This is a genomic window from Massilia sp. Masssp94 (genome assembly GCF_059491305.1).
Window position 1 is genome coordinate 2539564 of sequence record NZ_CP168501.1, and the last position, 19794, is coordinate 2559357.

General features: G+C 66.5%; 15 protein-coding genes. 5 read left to right on the forward strand and 10 right to left on the reverse strand.

The annotated features are described in order from the left end of the window. Position 1: 1 nt before the first annotated feature. From ACEN9G_RS11195 to ACEN9G_RS11205, 3 genes are all read right to left on the reverse strand, one after another. Positions 2–1636, reverse strand: coding sequence for a tetratricopeptide repeat protein (locus tag ACEN9G_RS11195; protein ID WP_413342979.1), 1635 nt, complete (start codon positions 1634–1636; stop codon positions 2–4). A 150-nt stretch (positions 1637–1786) separates the two neighbouring features. Next, the gene (locus tag ACEN9G_RS11200; RefSeq protein WP_483126654.1) at positions 1787–2809 is read right to left on the reverse strand and encodes a J domain-containing protein; all 1023 of its coding nucleotides are present in this window, start codon (positions 2807–2809) and stop codon (positions 1787–1789) included. Positions 2810–2951: 142 nt separating this feature from the next. Then, on the reverse strand, positions 2952–4100 hold the full coding sequence (locus ACEN9G_RS11205; RefSeq protein WP_413345657.1) for a class I SAM-dependent methyltransferase: 1149 nt from the start codon (positions 4098–4100) through the stop codon (positions 2952–2954). Positions 4101–4142: 42 nt separating this feature from the next. Here ACEN9G_RS11205 and ACEN9G_RS11210 point away from each other — a divergent pair, with 42 nt between their 5' ends. The 4 genes from ACEN9G_RS11210 to ACEN9G_RS11225 all read left to right on the forward strand — a co-directional run bounded on the left by ACEN9G_RS11210 (position 4143) and on the right by ACEN9G_RS11225 (position 6534). Beyond that, positions 4143–4964 carry an SDR family oxidoreductase gene (locus ACEN9G_RS11210; RefSeq protein ID WP_495605543.1) on the forward strand — a complete coding sequence of 274 codons (822 nt, stop codon included), beginning with the start codon at positions 4143–4145 and terminating at the stop codon, positions 4962–4964. 35 nt (positions 4965–4999) lie between these two features. Continuing rightward, complete coding sequence (locus ACEN9G_RS11215; RefSeq protein WP_056134732.1) at positions 5000–5398, forward strand: dihydroneopterin aldolase; 399 nt, start codon at positions 5000–5002, stop codon at positions 5396–5398. Beyond that, positions 5395–6318, forward strand: coding sequence for a tRNA 2-thiocytidine(32) synthetase TtcA (ttcA, locus tag ACEN9G_RS11220; protein WP_413338198.1), 924 nt, complete (start codon positions 5395–5397; stop codon positions 6316–6318). Before ACEN9G_RS11215 ends, ttcA begins: the two co-directional genes overlap by 4 nt. Positions 6319–6381: 63 nt before the next feature. Next, positions 6382–6534, forward strand: a complete 153-nt coding sequence (locus tag ACEN9G_RS11225; protein ID WP_413338200.1) for a hypothetical protein — start codon at positions 6382–6384, stop codon at positions 6532–6534. A gap of 3 nt (positions 6535–6537) precedes the next feature. Here ACEN9G_RS11225 and ACEN9G_RS11230 read toward each other — a convergent pair whose 3' ends face one another. The 3 genes from ACEN9G_RS11230 to ACEN9G_RS11240 form a co-directional block, all read right to left on the reverse strand. After that, complete coding sequence (locus tag ACEN9G_RS11230; protein WP_483126656.1) at positions 6538–7443, reverse strand: glycosyltransferase family 2 protein; 906 nt, start codon at positions 7441–7443, stop codon at positions 6538–6540. Positions 7444–7755: 312 nt separating this feature from the next. Beyond that, positions 7756–9333: a S41 family peptidase gene (locus ACEN9G_RS11235; RefSeq protein ID WP_413338204.1), complete on the reverse strand. Its 1578-nt coding sequence runs from the start codon at positions 9331–9333 to the stop codon at positions 7756–7758. A gap of 99 nt (positions 9334–9432) precedes the next feature. After that, on the reverse strand, positions 9433–12981 hold the full coding sequence (locus ACEN9G_RS11240; protein WP_413338206.1) for an indolepyruvate ferredoxin oxidoreductase family protein: 3549 nt from the start codon (positions 12979–12981) through the stop codon (positions 9433–9435). Positions 12982–13121: 140 nt separating this feature from the next. On the opposite strand from ACEN9G_RS11240, the gene ACEN9G_RS11245 reads away from it, so the two are divergent. Next, positions 13122–13622, forward strand: coding sequence for an Lrp/AsnC family transcriptional regulator (locus tag ACEN9G_RS11245; protein ID WP_036230990.1), 501 nt, complete (start codon positions 13122–13124; stop codon positions 13620–13622). Positions 13623–13818: 196 nt separating this feature from the next. On the opposite strand, the gene axe2C is transcribed toward ACEN9G_RS11245, so the two are convergent. From axe2C to ACEN9G_RS11265, 4 genes are all read right to left on the reverse strand, one after another. Further along, positions 13819–14865 (reverse strand): bifunctional acetylxylan esterase/glucomannan deacetylase AxeC2, encoded by a 1047-nt coding sequence (gene axe2C, locus ACEN9G_RS11250; protein WP_413338208.1) that lies wholly within the window; start codon positions 14863–14865, stop codon positions 13819–13821. Next, a complete protein-coding gene (locus tag ACEN9G_RS11255; RefSeq protein ID WP_413338210.1) occupies positions 14865–16079 on the reverse strand; it encodes a glycoside hydrolase family 27 protein in 1215 nt (404 codons plus the stop codon). Before ACEN9G_RS11255 ends, axe2C begins: the two co-directional genes overlap by 1 nt. Further along, on the reverse strand, positions 16079–17407 hold the full coding sequence (locus tag ACEN9G_RS11260) for a glycoside hydrolase 5 family protein (protein ID WP_413338212.1): 1329 nt from the start codon (positions 17405–17407) through the stop codon (positions 16079–16081). Before ACEN9G_RS11260 ends, ACEN9G_RS11255 begins: the two co-directional genes overlap by 1 nt. An 88-nt stretch (positions 17408–17495) precedes the next feature. Beyond that, positions 17496–19739: a glycoside hydrolase family 3 C-terminal domain-containing protein gene (locus ACEN9G_RS11265; RefSeq protein ID WP_413338214.1), complete on the reverse strand. Its 2244-nt coding sequence runs from the start codon at positions 19737–19739 to the stop codon at positions 17496–17498. Between the last annotated feature and the right edge of the window lie 55 nt (positions 19740–19794).

The window sequence follows — 19794 nt, forward strand, 5'->3', positions numbered from 1 at the left end:
CTTAGCCGGCCCTTTTCGGACGCGGACCCTTGTCGTATTTTTTCAGAATCTGCTGGTGCAGCCCGGCCAGCGCCGGCAGCTTCGGGTTGACCGGATCGAGGCGGCGCACGCCGGCGATGTAGCCCAGGGCCTGCTGGCCGAGGCGCTCGTCCCAGCCGTCGTGGTCCAGGCATTTCAGGATCGCCAGCGCCGCGTTGAACACGACCTGCGGATTGTCCGGCAGCTTGGTCGCCGCTTCCTGCATCAGCACGACGGCGCCCTTGTAGTCGCCGCTCTTCGCCTTGGCGGCGCCGGTAGCGACGAGGTCGACGACCTGCTGGCGGCTTTCCATGGCGAGCTTCTGCGCCGTCTCGGCCTGGCCCGCGTTCTCGAACACGGCCATCGCGCGCGCCACCGCGGCACCGTTCTGCGCATTGCGCATCACGTCGCGCACGATCTCGGCGGCGCCCTCCTCCATGCCGTTCTCGATGCAGGTGCGCGCCAGCTCCAGCTTGATCTCCGGGCGCAGGTCCGGCGCCTCCTGGCTGGCCGCGAGGGCCGCCGCCAGCGATTCCGCGAGGCGCGCCTCGTTGCCCGTGTATTCGTGCACGAGGCTCGACGCGATCGCGCTGCACAGCGGCGTGTGCTTCTGGAACGCCATCGATTTGTCCAGGTCGCGGATGACGGCCGCGGCCTGCACCGGGTCGCCCTTGCGCACGAGCGTCTGCACGAGGCGCACGTGGTCCTGCGGGTCCTTGAATTCGGAATACTTGGCCTTGCTGACGACCTGCTTGAGGATCTTCTCGGCCGTGTCGTGGTCGCCCGCCTCCAGCGCCGTTTCGCCCAGCTTGCGCAGCCGGCGCACCGCGTGCGGGGAGACCGTCACTGCCTCCGTCAGCACGGCCTGCGCCGCATCGAGCGCGCCGGCCGCCTCGTGGGTGCGCGCGAGCCAGTCGTAGGCGTCGACGAAGTTCTTGTTGGCGTCGACGAGCTCTTCGAGCATCGCGCGCGCTTCGTCGTAGCGCTCGCGCAGGAACAGCGTCTTGGCCAGGCCCAGGCGCGCCCAGGCGATGGCCTTGGTCTCGACGAGCTGGCGGTAGAGCGGCTCCGCTTCGTGCGGCTCGCCGAGGAACATGTGCAGCTCGGCGCGCAGGCGCATGAAGTCGACCAGGTAGCGCGGATGGCGTTCTTCCCCGTCGAGGCAGGCGGCGATCGCCTCGCGCTGGCTGCCCGCCTCCATCAGGTCGTACACGGGCAGCAGCGCATTTCTCCGTTCCAGCCCGCGCGCGATGCGTTCGAGCAGGCGGTCGGCCGTGAACGGTTTCAGGACGTAGTCGGTGGGGCCCAGTTCGGCGGCGCTGACGACCTTGCCGTAATCGCCTTCGGCCGTGACCATGAAGAACATGGTCGACAGCGGCATGAGCTTGTGGTGGCGCACGTCCTCGAGCAGTTGCTGGCCGTCCTGGCCGCCTTCCAGCGCGTATTCGCACAGGATCAGGTCGTACTGCTTCAGGCCGAGGTGCTTGACGGCCTGGTTGGAGCTGCCGACGTGGTCGATCTTGCTCAGGCCGCACATGTTCAGCATGTTGTGGATCGTCGAGCGCATCCCGGCGTGCGGCTCGATGATCAGGGCGTTGAGGCCGTCAAGTTCGTTCATGTCCCGGTTTTCCGTGTGTGCCTGCGATGGGCTGGCGGGCTGCATGGGCCCGTGTGGTCTACTGAGTATATTACGTCCAGGGAACTAAATTCTTGAATTTCACCCACCATCAAACTGGTGAAATGTCGCGAAAAACCACACTTTCGGTTATCAGGCGCCGGGCTGGCGTGCGGCAGCCTGGCGCAGCGGCGCGCGGTGGCCGGGGGCGCATTCGGGGCGGGCACCGCCGATCATGATGTTTTGGTAACGGACTTCATACTTGCCGGCCGCGAGTTTATCGATCAGGAACTTGGCGCGGCCCAGCACGTAGGCGTGGCGCACGTTCGAGCGGCGGTCGAGGTCGTAGATCTTGACCAGCACAGGCGACGGATTGTTGCTGTTGTCGACCAATACCTGCATCTCGTCGCCCTGGTTGCCGAGCGGATAACCGTCGATGTAGCCGGACTGCGCCGGCCACGGATCGCCCGTCGGCGCGACCTGGGTCTGCAGGTCGGTGTCGCAATCGGGCGCGCGGGCCGGCACGATCAACTGGGTGACGCCGAGGGCCTTGATGTCGGGCGGCACATCGGCCTGCCCGGCGGGACGTGCCCAGCCGTCGGCGCTGGCGTCGCTGCCGAGCGGGTCCGGCGCTGTGTTCGGGGTGGATGCGGAGGCGGATGCCGACGCGGAGGCCGATGCGGATGCGGGCGCCGCGGCCGTGGGCTGGGCTTTGCCGGGCCAGGCCAGCGCGCTCGGTACGCTCGGCAGTATCCTGGGGGGATCGAGCAGGACGATGGCCAGCGCGCCGCCGCCCGCGAAGGAGGCGAGCATCAGGCCCCACCAGCGCGGGTCGCGCAGTACGCGCCAGCGCGACGGTGCCGCGACCTGGCGCGGTTCCCAGTGCCCGTCGCCGCGCGGCTTCTCGCGGCCATCCTCGCCATGGGAACTTTCCAGCCACTCGACTTCCCACTCTTCCGACGCGATCCACTCGTCGTGTTCCTTGCGGCGCACGGGATCGGACAGGATGTTGTAGGCCGTATTGACGATGGCCATGATGCGGGCGGCGCGCTCGTCGCCCGGATTCTTGTCGGGGTGATATTTCTGACTCAAGGCCTTGTAGGCCGCGCGAATGACTTCCTGCGGTGCGTGGCGCGACACCTTCAGGTTGTCATAATGGGTATGGATCTTGGCCATGGGTCAGGGTCGGGTTGCACAGGGCGCCAGCTGCTTCAATAGTAGCCGATTCGTTTTGTAACGGCAGAGGCAAAGGACAGCCTGCCGTACGGGCGGCATTACAGCATAGCCGGGTTTGTATCCACCGCGCAAGATGTCAGTATCACAACTTGTGGCTGCGATCGGCGCGCTCGATGGCGGGGTCGAGCGCGACGCCGCTGCCGACGATGAGCACCTTGAACAATTCCCCCATTTCCGCCGGCGAGACGAGCTTCTGCACGGCCTTCGACTGCGGCAGGTAGCGCAACGCATCTTCCGGGTCCGTCTTCAGCAGCAGCTCGCCGATGCCCGCCGCCAGCAGGAAGGCCGCCTGGCTCATGTAGCCGAGCACGTCCAGCCCGGCACCGTGGGCCGCGAGCGCCATCGCCGTGAAATCGACGTGCGCCGTGATGTCCTGCAGGCCCGGCAGATAAAACGGATCCGGGTGCGCATGGTGGCGGTAATGACACATCAGCGTGCCGCTCGTGCGCTCGTCGAAATAATATTCGTGGGCCGGGAAACCGTAGTCGACCAGGAGCGCGGCGCCTTTCCCCTTCTCGAACATCTGCGCCAGCGAGCGCATGAACCCGCAGGCGACCGGGTGGACTTCGGTCAGATAGCCGTCCTGCAAGGTGTCGGCGTCGGGAATTTGGCGGCCGATCTGGTCGAGCAGCGCCGCGTCGGGCTCTGCGGGCGCAAAGGCGAAGCGGCCGTCTTCCACCGTCACCATCTGACGCAGCCAGCGGCCGCCGTCGCGCACGACGAGCTCGACCGGCATCGCATCCAGCACTTCGTTGGCGAGCACGACGCCGCGGAACGCCACCGGGAAATCGTGCGTCCAGCGCACCTGCGGGAAATCCTTCAGCGCTTCCTGCTGGCGCGCGCGCAATTCGCCCGACAGTTCGATGATCGTATAACTGTCGACGCGCACGCCCAGTTCGGCCAGCGCCGTCAGGACGTCATGGGCGAGTTTGCCCGTGCCGGCGCCGAATTCGATAATGTCAGGGGCACTTTGGGCCATAATAGCGGCTGCCGCGCGCGCCAGCGTGGCACCGAACAGCGGGCTGATCTCGGGCGACGTGGTGAAATCGCCATCGCGGCCCAGCTTCGCCGCACCGCCGCTGTAATAGCCGAGATTCGGCGCGTACAGCGCCAGTTCCATGAACCGCGAAAACGGGATGGCGCCGCCCTGGTCGGCGATCTCGGCAGCGATCATGCGCTGCAGGGCTTGGGACGCGGCCAGCGCGTCGCTGGAGGGAAGAGGTAAGGACATCCGGCCATTGTAGCGAGAATCGGCAGCGACCCACAAACCACGATGACACAGACAAATTCGACTCCTGACTCAGTTGGCACACCCTCGGACCGCCCGCACGCGGGACGCGCGCGCGTGGCCCTCGTCACGGGCGCCGGCCGGCGCATCGGACGCGCCATCGCGCTTGGCATGGCCGAAGCCGGCTGGGACGTCGCCGTGCACTACCGCCAGTCCGCGTCGGATGCCGACGAGGTCGTCGCGGCGATCCGCGCCCTGGGCCGGCGCGCCGTCGCGCTGCATGAGGACCTCGCCGACGAGGCGGCCGTGCGCGCCCTGCCCGGCCAGGCCGCGCACCTGCTGGGCGGACTGGATTGCATCGTCAACAACGCGTCGTTGTTCGAATACGACAAGCCGGACGCCTTTTCTCCAGCCCTGCTGGCCGCCCACATGCAGTGCAACGTGGGCGCGCCGCTGCTGCTCGCGCAGGCATTGCACGCGCTGGTGCCGGACGGCGGCCAGGCCGTCGTGATCAACTTGCTCGACCAGAAACTGTACAATCTCAACCCGGATTTTTTGTCGTACACGCTGTCGAAAGCGGCATTGCAGACGGCCACCACGATGCTGGCCCAGGCGCTGGCACCGGCACTGCGCGTCGTCGGCGTCGCGCCCGGCATCACACTCGTCTCGGGCGACCAGAGCGCGGACGGCTTCGAGCGCGCGCACAAGGTCACGCCGCTGGGACGCTCGTCCACGCCGCAGGACATCGTCGACGCCGTGTGCTACGCGGCCAATGCGAAGGCGCTGACCGGCACCACCCTGCTCGTCGACGGCGGCCAGCACCTGATGCCGCTGGCGCGCGACGTGATGTTTTTGACTGAAGACTGAATCAACCCCGTCCCCTCTTATTTCGAAGGTTTCCTATGTTGTCCGCCCTGTTCTACCCGCAACTGCGCGATTGCCGCAGGCTGTTCCTGCGCAATTACGAAGTCATGATCAACATCGGTGTCCATGAGTTCGAAAAGAAGGGCGAGCAACGCGTCCTGATCAATGTCGACCTGTACATCCCGCTCGCCCTGTCGACGCCGAAGGACGATCAATTGCACGAAGTGGTCGACTACGACTTCATGCGCGAGACCATCGCCAGGCGCATGGCGCAGGGCCACGTGCACCTGCAGGAAACCCTGTGCGACGACGTCGTGAAGGCGATGCTGGCGCACCCGAACGTGCGCGCGGCCCGCGTGTCGACGATGAAGCCCGACGTGTATCCCGACTGCGAAGGCGTCGGCGTCGAAGTGTTCCAGATCAAGGATGAAGCATGAATGAAGTGACCTTGGCGCGTCCCGAGACGGACGCGCTTGATAAAAAGGCCGAGAAGCAGGCCTACGAGAACAACAAGCTGCACAAGCGGCTGTGCCGGCTCGTCGGCCAGGCGATCGGCGATTTCAACATGATCGAGGACGGCGACAAGGTCATGGTCTGCCTTTCCGGCGGCAAGGACAGCTATGCGCTGCTGGACATCCTGATGACCTTGCGCGAGCGTGCCCCGATCCACTTCGACATCGTCGCCGTCAACCTCGACCAGAAACAGCCGAACTTCCCGGCCGACGTGCTCCCGGCGTATCTGGAAAAACTGGGCATCCCGTACCACATCGAGAACCAGGACACGTACAGCATCGTCAAGCGCCTGATCCCGGAAGGCAAGACGACGTGCTCGCTGTGTTCCAGGCTGCGGCGCGGCATCCTGTACCGCGTGGCGGACGAGCTGGGCTGCACGAAGATCGCCCTGGGCCACCACCGCGACGACATCCTCGAGACCTTCTTCCTGAACATGTTCTTCGGCGCGAAGATCAAGGGCATGCCGGCCAAGCTCGTCTCGGACGACGGCAAGCACGTCGTCATCCGTCCGCTGGCCTACGTGAAGGAAGCGGATACGGAACGCTATGCCGAGGTAAAACAGTTCCCGATCATCCCGTGCGACCTGTGCGGCTCGCAGGAAAACCTGCAGAGAAAACAGATCAAGGCGATGTTGCGCGACTGGGAGAAGAAATATCCGGGCCGTGTGGAAAACATCTTCTCGTCGCTGTCGACCGTCGTGCCGTCGCACCTGATGGACCGCGAGATGTTCGGCTTCACGGACCTGAAAGCGGACGGCGTGGCGAATCCGGCCGGCGACATCGCGTTCGACGAGGAACCGTGCTCGACGCCGGCGACGGGGACCATTCCGCTGCAGCCGCTGTAATACTTCACGCTGGCGTCGGAAGTCCTGGGCGAGCGCGCGGCCGAAGGCTCGGGCCTGATCTGCGTGGCCATCTTCGGCGGTGCCATCGTGCCCTTGATCACGGGCTACGCCGCCGACGCCGCCGGCCTGCGCCTCGCACTGGCCGTGCCCGCGCTGTGCTACCTGCTGATCCTCGCGTTCGGCTGGTACGCACGCCGGCCGCTGCAGTACGGCTGAGCGTCAACCCGCGACATCCGTGCCCGCCGGGCTCACGCCGTCCGGCTGCCTGCGCGCCTGGCCGAACTGGCGCAGCGCGCGGGCGTTGATGCGGTCGCGCTCGGTATCGCGCAGCCAGCCCCACTTGTCGAAGTAGCGCCACGCCGACACGCACCGCCACCAGAGCGCTGCCGACCGCCTGCGCCAGCCGCGCGCGCTTGCCTGGGCCGGGTCGCGCGCAGGGTGACGCAACACCGTGACATGCGGCACGAACACGGTGCGCGCGATGCATGCGGTGCGGCGCGCCAGGTCGACGGTGTCGAACCTCTGCAGGAAGCGCTCGTCGAACATGCCGGCGCGCAGCACGGTCTCGACGCGCATCAGCAGGCAGCAGCCCGGCGGCACCGGCACCTCCATCACCCGGCTGTAGCCGCCCGCGTGCAGCTGGTAGCGCGCCAGCCTGCCGCTGGAGCGGCGCAGCAGCGGAAAGCAGCGTCCCAGCAGCAGTTCCAGCGGCCCCGGCAGCAGGCTGCACAGCGGCTGCAGGCGCCCGTCCACATCCTGCACCCGCGGCGCCAGCAGGCCCACGTCGGGATGCTGCTCCATATAGGCGACCATCCGGGCCACCGCGTCGAGCGGCAAGCCGATGTCGGGTGCAAGCAGCAAGTGATAGACACTGCCCGCCGCCGCGGCCTCGCGCAGGATGCGGTTATGGGCGCGCGCCTGACGGGGCCAGTCCCGTTGCGGGCGGTAGTGCGCCCCGTAGCGTCCGGCCAGCGCGGCCAGCGCAGGCTGTTGGGCATCGTCGACCAGGTAGATCCGCAGGTGCGGACAGGCCGTCGTGAGGCTGAGCAGCAGATGTTCGATCCGGTCCGGTGTCGCCCCGCCGCAGACGAGGCAGCAGCTGGCCCGGACGGCCGTGGCGCCCATGCTCAGCCCCCGCCGCGCGCGCGCGTTCGCCGGGCGCGCGGTGCATGCGCGGCACGCCGGTTAGTTGCAAAACTGCATTCCTTGTCCATGGCGCCCTCCAGCGAACGAAACACATGGGTTCAGAGTGGCGCCGTGCGCGACGGTTGCAGCGGAATCGGCGGCGCTTGCGCAGGATCAGACTGCAAGCATCTGCCGCCGACAAATGGATATGAAAGAGGTCGAACGGTTACAGCGCCATGGGCACCCGTGCCCACGCGAATGCCTACACTACGCGAACATTGCTACGATCGTGTCATTGATGAGTCAAGGTGTTTAGCGTGTGCGCGGCGGATAAATCGCGATCTCCTTCATCTGCGACCGCGCGATGTGCATCGGCACGCGACGCGCCCGCGCCGTCGACGCCGCCGGGCAGGCATTGGTGGCGCGGTACGCGAGCGCGGCGGCCAGCATGCCCTCGGCGGGATCGCCCAGCGCATGCGCCATGTCGTCGGACACGGCGCAGGTCGGCGCGAAGCCGTCGGCGAAATCGCCGAAACCCTTCGCGTTCACGCCCTGGAACTGGATCGTGAAATACGTCGTGCCGCAGTTATCCGCCGGCAGGAAGCCGTAGGGCTTGCCACAGGTCGTGGCGCCGATGATATCGACCTGGACGTCCACCCCGCGCAGGCCGTTGATGACGGCTTCGCTGGCCGAGCACGTGTCGGACGTCGTCAGCACGGTCACGCGCTTCAGGCCCAGGTAGGGCAACGCCATATTGCGCGGCGCGGAAAAGCCGTAGGCCGTGTTGCGGAACGGGATCGGGGCATCGGGCGCCGTCTTGTCGTTGTACAGCGCGCGCTCGAACGTCTTCCCGGCCGTGGCCGGTCCCGCGATCATGTACGCCAGTTCGCTGGCGACGTACAGGAGGCCGCCGCCGTTGTAGCGCATGTCGAGCACGAGGTCCGCCGCGCCCTGGTTCTTCAGGCTCGTGAACGCATTCACGAGCTGCAGTTCGGAGACGGCATTGTGGTCCTCGAAGCTCAGGTAGCCCACCTTGCCGGTCGGCGTGTCGATCACTTTCACGTTTTTCACGGGCGTCGTCGTGACGACGGCGGACGTCAGCGCGATGTCCATCGTGGTGTCGCCGCGGCGTATCGTGAGCGTGTGGCGCTCGCCCGCGGTGTCCGGCGACAGGCCGTCGTTCAGCCGTTCGATCTGCGCCTCGTCGGCGGTATTGATGAAGTCGATGCCGTCGACGGCCGTCAGCAGGTCGCCCCGCTGGATGCCGGCCGCGGCCGCGGGCGACCCCGGCTCGACGATCGCCGCGATCCAGGTGCGCGGTGCCGTCGTGGAGTTGACGGACCACGTCAGGCCATAGCCCGTATCCTGGCTCGCATTGGTCAGCGCATCCCATTCCGCCGTCGTGTAGGTGAAATGGAAACGGTCCTTGTCCTTGCCCGACGCGGTCAGCGCGGGCGTCTTGAGCGCATCGAAATAGTCGAGCGTGTTCGTGTAGTCGGCCATGCGGACCGTCGACGGGATCTCGCTGTACCAGAGATAAGTCGCGTCGGTCCAGCCGCGCAGGAATTTCATCTCGTCCTGCAGCGTGCCCTGGCGGTCCGGGAACGCATGACCCTCGGCGTCGACGCCCGTGCGTGGCGCGGCGCACAGGTCTTGGTAACTGATGTAGTCGGACGGGATCGGGTCCGGGGTCACGGCCGGTGGCGTGGGCGTCGTGGTCGGCGGCGTGGTCGTCCCGGTGCCGGGATTGCCGGCGACGGGCGTCGAGGCGCCGATGCCTGGACTCCCCCCGCCGCCGCCACAGCCGGACAGCGTGACGAGCGTCGCGAAAGCGCAAGCGAACAGGCGGGAAAAACGGGTCGGCGAAGCAGCGGTAGAAGGCGATTTCATGCGTCCGATTATAGACCCGGCCGCTTCGCGCAAATACATCCAACTGTAACAACGCCGCCTGCCGAAACCGGCGGGCGGCGTCGTATCAAAAGAACAGCATCAGGCGGCGCGGGTGACGGTGCCGCCCGCGTGGAAGGCAGATACCAGTTCCGCTTCCTTGCGCTTGGCTACCTTGAGGTTGCGCTCCTTGACGTGGCCGAAGCCGCGGATGTCTTCCGGGATACTCGCGATGGCCACGGCCTGCGCCAGGTTGTCGGCCGTCAGCCTGGGCAGCAGGCCCTCGATGGTGGCGCGGTATTCCTGGTTCAGGGCGCGTTCCATCCGGCGCTCGGCCGTGTGGCCGAACGGATCGAATGCCGTGCCACGCAAACCCTTCAGCTTCGCCAGCACGCCGAACGCCTTCATCATCCACGGGCCGAATTCCTGTTTTACCAGGTGGCCGTCCTTGTCCTTCTTCGCGAACAGCGGCGGCGCCAGGTGGAATTTCAGTGTGACGTCGCCTTCGAACATGCCGTCGATCCTGGCCATGAACGCGGGATCCGTGTACAGGCGCGCGACTTCGTACTCGTCCTTGTAGGCCATCAGCTTGTGCAGGTAGCGCGCGACGGCTTCCGTCAGGCGCGTGCCCTTGCCCAGCTTTTCCTCGGCGGCGCGGACGCGGTCGACGAAGGCCTTGTACTGCGCGGCATAGTCGGCATTCTGGTACGCGGTCAAGAGTTCGACGCGGCGCTTGACGAGCTCGTCGAGCGTCTGCGCGCGCTTGAACTCGATCACCTTCGCGGGCGTGACGAGCTTCTGCACGGACGGCAGATCATGCGCCGCCGTGCGGCCCCAGTTGAACGCGGCCTTGTTGAAGGCGACCGACACGCCGTTCAACTCGATCGCCTTCAGGATCGACGCTTCCTGCAGCGGCACGTGGCCCTTCTGGAACGCGTAGCCCAGCATGAACATGTTGGTGGCGATGGCGTCGCCCATCAGCGTGGTCGCGATGTGGCCGGCGTCGATGAAGTCGACGTTGCCTTCGCCGCAAGCCTGCACGATGGCGCCGCGCGAACCTTCGGCCGGGAATTGCCAGTCCGGGTTCTTGATGAACGCGGCGGTCGTGGCGCCGGTGCCGTTGACGGCAGCCCACGTGCGGCCTTCGCCCATGCGCGACAGCGCGTCGCGGCTGGCCGTCACGATCTGGTCGCAGCCGATCACGAGGTCCGCGTTACCAGTGCCGACGCGCGTCGAGTACAAATCGCCCTGGCGGTCCGCCAGGCGCACGTGCGACATCACCGGACCGCCCTTCTGCGCGAGGCCGCTCATGTCCAGCACGAGGGCACCCTTGCCTTCGACGTGGGCGGCCACCGCGAGGATCTGGCCGACCGTCACGACACCCGTGCCGCCGACGCCGGTGACGAGGATGCCGAACGGGTTCGTCGTCGCAGGAATCTTCGGCATCGGCAGCGACGGCGGCGCCGCTTCGGCAGCAGTCTTCTTCGGCTTTTTGAGTCCGCCGCCTTCGACCGTGACGAAGCTCGGGCAGAACCCGGTGACGCACGAGAAATCCTTGTTGCACGACGATTGGTTGATCTGGCGCTTGCGGCCCAGTTCCGTCTCCAGCGGTTCGACGGACAGGCAGTTCGACTGCTTCGAGCAGTCGCCGCAGCCTTCGCACACGGCTTCGTTGATCACCGCGCGCTTGGCCGGATCCGGATAGGCGCCCTTCTTGCGGCGGCGGCGCTTTTCCGACGCGCAGGTCTGGTCGTAGATCATGGCCGACACGCCCGGCATCTCGCGCAGTTCGCGCTGCACGTCCATCAGTTCCGCGCGGTGGCGCACGGTGACGCCTTCGGCCCACGGATAATCGTCCGGATATTTGTCCGGCTCGTCGGTGACGACGATGATCGGCGTCACGCCTTCGGCCGCGAGCTGGCGGCTGATCCTGGCCGGGTCGAGCGGACCGTCGACGACCTGGCCGCCCGTCATCGCGACGGCGTCGTTGTAGAGAATCTTGTACGTGATGTTGACCTTGGCCGCGACCGAGGCACGGATCGCCAGCACGCCCGAGTGGAAATAGGTGCCGTCGCCGAGGTTCGCGAACACGTGCTTCTCGCCCGTGAACGGGGCCTGGCCGATCCACGTGACGCCTTCGCCGCCCATGTGCGTGAACGTGGACGTCTCGCGGTCCATCCACAGCACCATGTAGTGGCAGCCGATGCCCGCCATCGCGCGCGAGCCTTCCGGCACCTTCGTCGAGCTGTTGTGCGGGCAGCCGGAGCAGAAGTACGGGATGCGGTCCGTTTCCGGGTTCGCCTTCGGGATGTTCTTGAGGATCAGTTCCTTCGCTTCGAGGAAGGCGATGCGTTCCTTTACGCGCTCCGCGACCGGATGGCCGGCGCAGTAGTGCGAGATGCGCGACGCGATCGCGCGCGCGACCTGGGCCGGATTCAGCTCGTAGTTCGCCGACAGCAGCCAGTCGCCCTGGCCGGAGCGGTTCTTGACGCTCCACTCGCCGGCGTCGTCGAACTTGCCGACGACGCGCGGACGCTCGCTGTCCGGCAGGTTGTACAGCTCTTCCTTCAGCGCGTATTCCAGCACTTGCCGCTTTTCCTCGACGACGAGGATCTCGTCCAGGCCGCGCGCGAATTCGTGCACGCCGACCGAGTCCAGCGGCCACGTCATGCCGACCTTGTACACGCGCAGGCCGATGTCGCGCGCGGCCTGCTCGTCGATGCCGAGATCCGCCAGCGCCTGGCGCGTGTCGAGGTAGCTTTTGCCGGCGGTGATGATGCCGATCCTGGGCTGGGGGCTGTCCCAGATGATCTGGTTGAGTTTATTGGCTCGCGCATAGGCCAGCGCGGCATACCACTTGTAGTGGTTCATGCGCACTTCCTGGTCCAGCACGGCGTCCGGCCAGCGGATGTTCAGGCCGCCCGGCGGCATCTCGAAATCGGTCGGCAGGATGGTCTGCACGCGGTCCGGATCGAGGTCGACGACGGCGCCCGATTCGATGATGTCGGTCACGCATTTCATCGACACCCATAGCCCGCTGTAGCGGCTCATCGCCCACGCATGCAGGCCGTAGTCGATGTATTCCTGCACGGACGACGGATACAGCACGGGGATGCCGCAGTGGTGCAGGATGTGGTCGGACTGGTGCGCCGTGGACGACGATTTCGCTGCGTGGTCGTCGCCCGCCAGCACGAGCACACCGCCATTCTTCGCGGAGCCCGCGTTGTTGCCGTGTTTAAAGACGTCGCCGCAGCGGTCCACGCCCGGGCCCTTGCCGTACCACATGGCGAACACGCCGTCGTACTTCGCATCCTTGAACAGATTGGTCTGCTGCGTGCCCCAGACGGCGGTGGCCGCCAGGTCTTCGTTCATGCCGGGGTGGAAGTGGACGTGGTGCGATTCCAGGTGCTTCTTCGCCTTCCACGCGGTCTGGTCGACCTGGGTGACGGGCGAGCCCCGGTAGCCGGTGATATAGCCCGCCGTGTTCAGGCCGGCCTTCAGGTCGCGTTCGCGCTGCAGCATCGGCAGGCGGATCAGCGCCTGGGTGCCGGTCATGAAGGCGCGGCCGCGCTCGAGCGTCCATTTGTCGTCGAGCGTGATCTCGTGCGGGGATAGCGGTTCCAGCTGGCTGCGGTCCAGGGGGGCGTTCATGCGTGTCTCCGATTATGTTTGTCGTGTTTCGGTTGAGGCCAGTATAGACCCGCACCCCCAGCATTAAATTTCAATGAATTCCCCCCGCCGGACGATTTGCGCAATAAAATTGCGACGTACGCCCGCCCCGTGGAGAATTCATGTCAAAAATCGAGCTGGATAAAACCGATCGCAAAATCCTGGCCATCCTCCAGTCGGATGGCCGCCTGTCGAACCAGGACGTGGCCGAGCGCGTCAGCCTGTCGCCGTCGCCCTGCCTGCGGCGCATCAAGCGGCTGGAAGAGGCCGGCGTCATCCGGCAATATGTCGCCCTGCTCGATCCCGACAAGCTGGGCCTGGGCCTGCTGGCCTATGTGAATGTCCGCCTGGAAAAACACAGCGAAGGCGCGGCGAACGCGCGCGTGCCGGCCACGTCGCCGCGCTTCGAATTCGCCCAGGCCGTGTCGACCTGGCCGGAAGTGGTGGCCTGCTATGCGATGACGGGGGAGATGGATTTCCTGCTGCGCGTGCACGTGGAGGACATGGACCACTTCTCGCGCTTCATGATGAGCACCTTGCTGCGCCACCCGGCCGTGCTGGACGTCAAGTCGAGCTTCGCCCTGCAGCGCATCAAGGAAACGACGGCGCTGCCCATTGTTTGAGGCTGTTTAGTAATAAGCACGAAACTCGCAGTCCGATGCGCGCGCGCGTTTGACCCGGCGCGGCGGTCTCGCTAATCTCGATCTGGTCTCGGCCCGGCCGTCGCTTCAGGGGCGGCCGGTTCGTCTCCAGCCGGTGTGGTCCGGCTCTCTTTCCGATGCACCGGGTGTTGTCCCGGTCCGTCGGATTTTTTTTGGCCTACCAGCCGGTGATGCGCCGCAGTTGCGGCAGCAGTTCGGCCGCCATGGCCGCATGCTGGGCCGTCGTCGGATGGCCATTGACGGCGTCACCGGGCTGGTACGCCACCGGTGCGAGCAGGTGCACGCGCCTGTCGCCCACCCGGCCCATCGCTTCCTTCAGATAACCGATCAGCGCCGCCTTCTTGTCGCCATTCAGCAGCACGCCTTCCGTCAGCGCGATCTGCGCGTGCGGATGGTCGCGCAGCACGCGGCGCAACAAGGCCGTGTACGTATCGACATACGCCGCACGCTCCGGGATGCCGGGGTTGAAGTCATTGGTGCCGATCGCGATGACGATCAGGTCCGGAGCGTAATCGGCCTGGTTCCATCGCACCGGATGCGCGGCATCGGCGATGGCGAGGTCGTAGAACGCCGGCAGCTGAAATTCGTCGGTCCGGTCGTTCCAGCTGCGCACGAGACCCCGGCCGCCATAGCAGACCAGCTGCACCTGCGCGTCGAGCGCACGCGCGGCCAGCATGCCGTAGGACAGGCGTGGATTCCACCAATCGGGCGTGTCCTTGTCGCCGGCGCCCCGCTCCATGTCGGCGCCGCACGTGACGGAATCGCCCAGCACGAGCAGGCGCCGCCTGGGCAGCGTGGGGGCGGCGAGGAACCGGCCATCGGCCGTGAAACGCGCGATGGACGTCACGCCCAGCCAAGTCTCGCTGCGGTGCACGAGTTCGACGCGATGCGAGCCGCGCGCCGCGCCCTTGAAGACGTCATAGGACTGCACCTGCGGCGCCAGATGCAACGTGCCGGCGGGTTTGCCGTCCACGATGACGTCGACGAGGCTGCTGGCACTGCCTGCCGCATCGACGGCGAGCCGGGTGCCGTCGACGACCAGGGACAACGTCACGCCGGGATAGCCGAAGCGCACGGTGCCATCGGCTTCCGCCACCGAGCGGCCCATGCGCGCGACGTGCGTATCGGCGGCGGGTATCGTCTGCTCGGCGGCCGCCGCAGCCGCGCACACAGCCAGCAGCGCGGCAACGAGCGGCCGGCGCATCACGCCCCCTTCTTCAGGCGCAGCAGCAGCACGCCGTGCGACGGCACGGTCGCGTCGAGACGCTTGCTCGTGTCGCCCGTCTTGCCGGTCCACGCATCCGTCCAGTGCCAGGTCGCCTTCTTGAAGTCGACTTCACGCTTGGACAGGTCGTCGGCGATGGCGTTCTGCTTCCAGTCATAGTGCAGCGGCAGCGCGGACTCGCCGCGGTTCAGCACCATGAACGCCCACTCGTCGTTGGCCAGCGGCTTGGCCCACAGTTCGACGGGACCCTGCTTCCAGAAGCGCAGCGCCGGCACGCCCAGCGGGTCCTGGTTGAGGGCGATGACTTCGCGGCGGCCGATGATCTTCTTGACCGAGTCCGGCATCGAACGCAGGTCGTTGCCGAGGATGAGCGGCGAATTCATCATGGCCCAGATCGAGAAGTGCGCGCGGTCCTCGTCTTCCGTCATGCCCATGCCGACTTCCAGCATGTCCATGTCGTTCCAGTGGCCCGGCCCCGCGTGCTTGCGCAGGCCCGCCTGCATGTCGAGGATGCGCATCACGCCCCATGCGGACCACGAGCCGGCGCTCTTTTCGCAATCCCAGCACGGATAGATGTCGCCCGTCGTGCGCCACGAGTGGCCGACGTCGGCCGCCCATTCCCACGGCTTGTTGTCGCCCCATTCGCAGATGCTGAAGAGAATCGGGCGGTTGGCCGCGCGGATCGCGTCGCGCATCGTCGTGTAGGCGCCGACCGCGTTCAGGCCCTTGGTCTCGCACCAGTCGTATTTCAGGTAGTCGATGCCCCAGGCGGCGTACGTCTTCGCATCCTGGTATTCGTGGCCGCGGCTGCCGGGACGGCCGCCGCACGTCTTGTCGCCGGCGTCCGAGTAGATGCCCAGCTTCAGGCCGCGCGCATGCACGTAGTCGGACAGCGCCTTCATCCCGGACGGGAAGCGCTGCGCGTCCGCCTGGATGTTGCCGTTCTCGTCGCGCGCGCCGTGCCAGCAGTCGTCGATGTTGATGTACTGGTAGCCGGCATCCTTCAGGCCCAGCTTGACCATGGCATCGGCCGTCTCGCGGATCAGTTTTTCGTCGATGTCGCAGGCGAATTTATTCCAGCTGTTCCAGCCCATCTGCGGGGTGGCCGCGAGGCCGTCGAATTTCTGCGCCCAGGCCGCGGCCGGGGACGCCGCGATGGTGGCGGCAAGGATCAGGGAGGCACTACGTTTCACTATTTTGCTCCAATCGTCTTCAGGCGTTTATCGTGGTCCGCGATCAACTTGAGCGAGCTGGCATCGCTGTCGAACACGGAATAAAGGCCCTGCTCTTCCTGCGGCGGATCGCCGACGAAATCGTTACCCGGCTTCCACCAGTAATCCGCATTGGCCGCACGCCCCGCACCGCCCCACGCCCAGAAGTTCCAGCCGGCGACCGGATCGCCCGCTGCCGCGCGCTTCTCCAGCGTCGTGAAGACTGCGTCATAGAAGCGGTCGCGCACCTTGGTCGACGCCTTGATGTCGAACGAGCCGCCGTCGCGGTTCAGGCCGAACTCCTCCAGCACGATCGGCTTGCCGAGCTTCTTCGCATAGTCGACATGCACGTTCAGGTAGTGGCTGGCCTTCTCCATCATGCCGTTCCACGTGGCGTCGGGCTTCTTCGGATCGAACCAGCCCCAGTTCGTCGGCCACAGGTGGTACGTCAGGTAGGCGATGTCCGGCGTGCGGTGCGCGTCCAGGTACAGCTGCGCATCCTGCGCGGAGCCGGCCAGGCCCTCGCTGCCCGTGCTGACCATGTGGCGGCCATCGAGCGAGCGGATGTAGTGGGCGGTCTCGGCGATCCACTTCACGTACGTCGCCTTTTCCCGCGGCGTCGACTTGCTGTTGCCGGGGCGCGGCTCGTTCGCGAGCTGCCACGACAGGATCGTCGGGTCGTCGCGGTAAGCCTTCTTCGTCACCGTGTTCGTGCGCTGGACGATCTTCGCGATCACGTTGCGGTATTCGGCCTGGGCGCGGGCGTTCGTGTAGAACGTCGCGTTTTCGGCCATGTAGCGTTCGTAGTCCTTGCTCACGTTGGGATCGTGCGCGGGCGAGCCGGTGAACCAGTTCAGGTACTGGGTCATCCCGCCGGACCACTGCCAGAAATTATTCAGGTAGAGCACGGCCGTCATGTCACGCTTTGCCAGTTCGGCCATCATGAAGTCGAGGCCTTGCAGCAGCTGCTCGTCGTACTGCCCGGGCGCGCCCGTCGTGGCGGGGCTGACGGCGCTTTTCATTGCCGTCTTCTCCGACACGGCCAGCACGCGCACGTTGTTGATGCCGAGCGCCTTCATGCGGTCCAGCTCCTTGACGAGGCGGGCCCGCTGGCCCACGCCCGTCGGCGCGCCGAGGTAGCCGCCATACCAGAAGTTCGCACCGGCGATCATGTAGCGCTGGCCGTTGCGTTCGAAATGGCTGTCCTTGACGGCCACGAAGCCGCTGTTGTCTGCCGCTTGTGCCGCTTGGGTCGCACCCGCCATCAGCAGGGTGGCGGCCAAAGCGATGTTGCCGAACTTGCGTTGCATGGTCGTAGTCTCCTCGCGCTCCTTGGGGAACGTCATTGTGTGGGATCATGCGCCGCCCACCGGGCGGTGGGCGGCAGGGGGGTGATGCTTACTTGCGCTGGCGGCCGCGCACGTCCAGCGTGGACGCCGGCAGGTCGACCGTCACGCTGGTCGCGTTCTTGCCGGCCGCGTCTTCGGCCAGCACCAGCTTGTACTTGCCCTTGGCGATGCGCCAGGTCTTGCTCTTCTCGTCGAACAGGCCGAGGATGCGCGGCTCGACGACGACGTCGACTTCCTTCGATTCACCCGGCTGCAGCGCGACCTTGTCCCAGCCGGCCAGGCGCTTCGGCGCTTCCCACTTGGCGGCGAGCGGCGACACGTACACCTGCGGCACGTCCTTGCCGGCGACGTTGCCCGTGTTCGTGACCTTGAAGCGCACGTGCAGGCGCCCGTCCTTGACCTGGCTCGCGAGACCCGAGTACGAGAACGTCGTGTACGACAGGCCGTGGCCGAACGGGAACAGCGGGGTCAGGCCCTTCTGGTCGAACCATTTATAGCCGACGGCCGCGCCTTCCTTCGTGTAATCGACGGTGAAGCGCTGCTCCGGCTGTTTCGGATCGCCGTCCAGCTTCGGACGCGGCAGCTGCTGCTCGGAGACCGGGAACGTGGCCGGCAGGTGGCCGGATGGATTCACGGCGCCGAACAGCACGCGCGCGATCGCTTCGCCGCCGCTCGTGCCCGGGTACCACGCTTCCAGCACGGCCGGGATCTTCGACACCCACGGCATCGCGACCGGGCCGCCCGTTTCCAGCACGACGACGGTGCGCGGGTTGGCGCCGGCCACGTTGTCGATCAGGGTGTCCTGGTTGTCCGGCAGCGCCAGCGACGTCGCGTCGTTCGCCTCGCCGATCCACTGCGTCGCGAACACGAGCGCGACGTCGGCCTGCGCGGCCACGCGCGCGGCGCGTGCCGGATCGGTGCCGTCGTCGTACACGACCTTCGCGTTCGGCGCCAGCGCCTGGATGTGACGCAGCGGCGACGACGGGTAGTACACGACCGGACCCGGCCAGACCTTCGGCTCCAGGCCCGGCACGGCATTGCCGCCGACCGGATACACCTGCGACGAACCGCCGCCCGACAGCACGCCCACGTCGGCATGGCCGCCGATGATGGCGATGGTCTTCACGTCTTTCGACAGCGGCAGCACGCGGTTGTCGTTCTTCAGCAGGACGATGCCCTCTTCCGCCGTCGCGCGGCTGACGGCGCCGTTCTTCGCGAAGTCGATCTTGCCGCCCTGCGCGACCGGATTGTCGACGACGCCCTTGGCGAACATGGCGCGCACGATGCGCGTGGCCATGTCGTCCAGGCGCGCTTCCGACACGTAGCCGTTCTTCACGGCTTCGTCGAGCGCGCCGCCGAAGTACGGCGACTTGTCGAATTCCTGGCCCGACTGGCGGTCCAGGCCATTGTTCGCGGCCTGCACGGTGCTGTGCGTCGCGCCCCAGTCGGACATCACGTAGCCCTTGAAGCCCCAGTCCTTCTTCAGCACTTCGTTCAGCAGGTAGTCGTTCTCGCACGCATAGGTGCCGAACACGCGGTTGTACGAGCACATGACGGAACCGGCGTCCGACTGCTCCAGCGCGAGCTGCATCGCGAGCAGGTCCGACATGCGGGCCGCGGCCTTGTCGATGCGGACGTCGTGCTCGTTGCGGCCCGTCTCCTGGTCGTTCAGCGCATAGTGCTTGACGGTCGAGATGACGTGGTTCGATTCGATGCCCTTGACGGCATGGCCGACCATCGTGCCGGCCAGCAGCGGGTCTTCACCGGCGTATTCGAAGTTGCGGCCGTTGCGCGGATCGCGCATCAGGTTCACGCCGCCGGCCAGCATCACGTTGAAGCCGGAAAGGCGCGCTTCCGAGCCGATCATCGCGCCGCCGGCATAGGCCATCTGCGTATCCCACGTCGATGCGGTGGCGAGGCCCGACGGCAGCGCCGTGCGCTCGCGCGGGGTCGGGGTGGCCTGGGTGGCGACGCCGAGGCCGGCGTCCGTTTCCAGCAGGTCCGGCAGGCCGAGACGCGGGTTACCCGGCACGAAGCCGGCCGAGAACGGGATCGCGTCTTTCGGCGGCGTGGTGCCCTTCGGGGCGAACGACGTGCCGAAATAGCCGAACACCCAACGCAGCTTTTCTTCGCGGGTCATGGCCTTGACGGCGAGTTCGGCGCGCTTGTCGGCGCTGAGGGAACGGTCCAGCCACGGCTTCTGGGCCGGCGCGGCGGGCGCGTCGGCGGCGGTGGCGAACAGGGGGAAGGCGGCAGCCAGGGCGGCAACGAGGGTCAGTTGATTCAAACGCATGGGACGAGGCTCTCTTAGGGTACGGATCGTTATAGGTATGCGACGCTTTGGATAT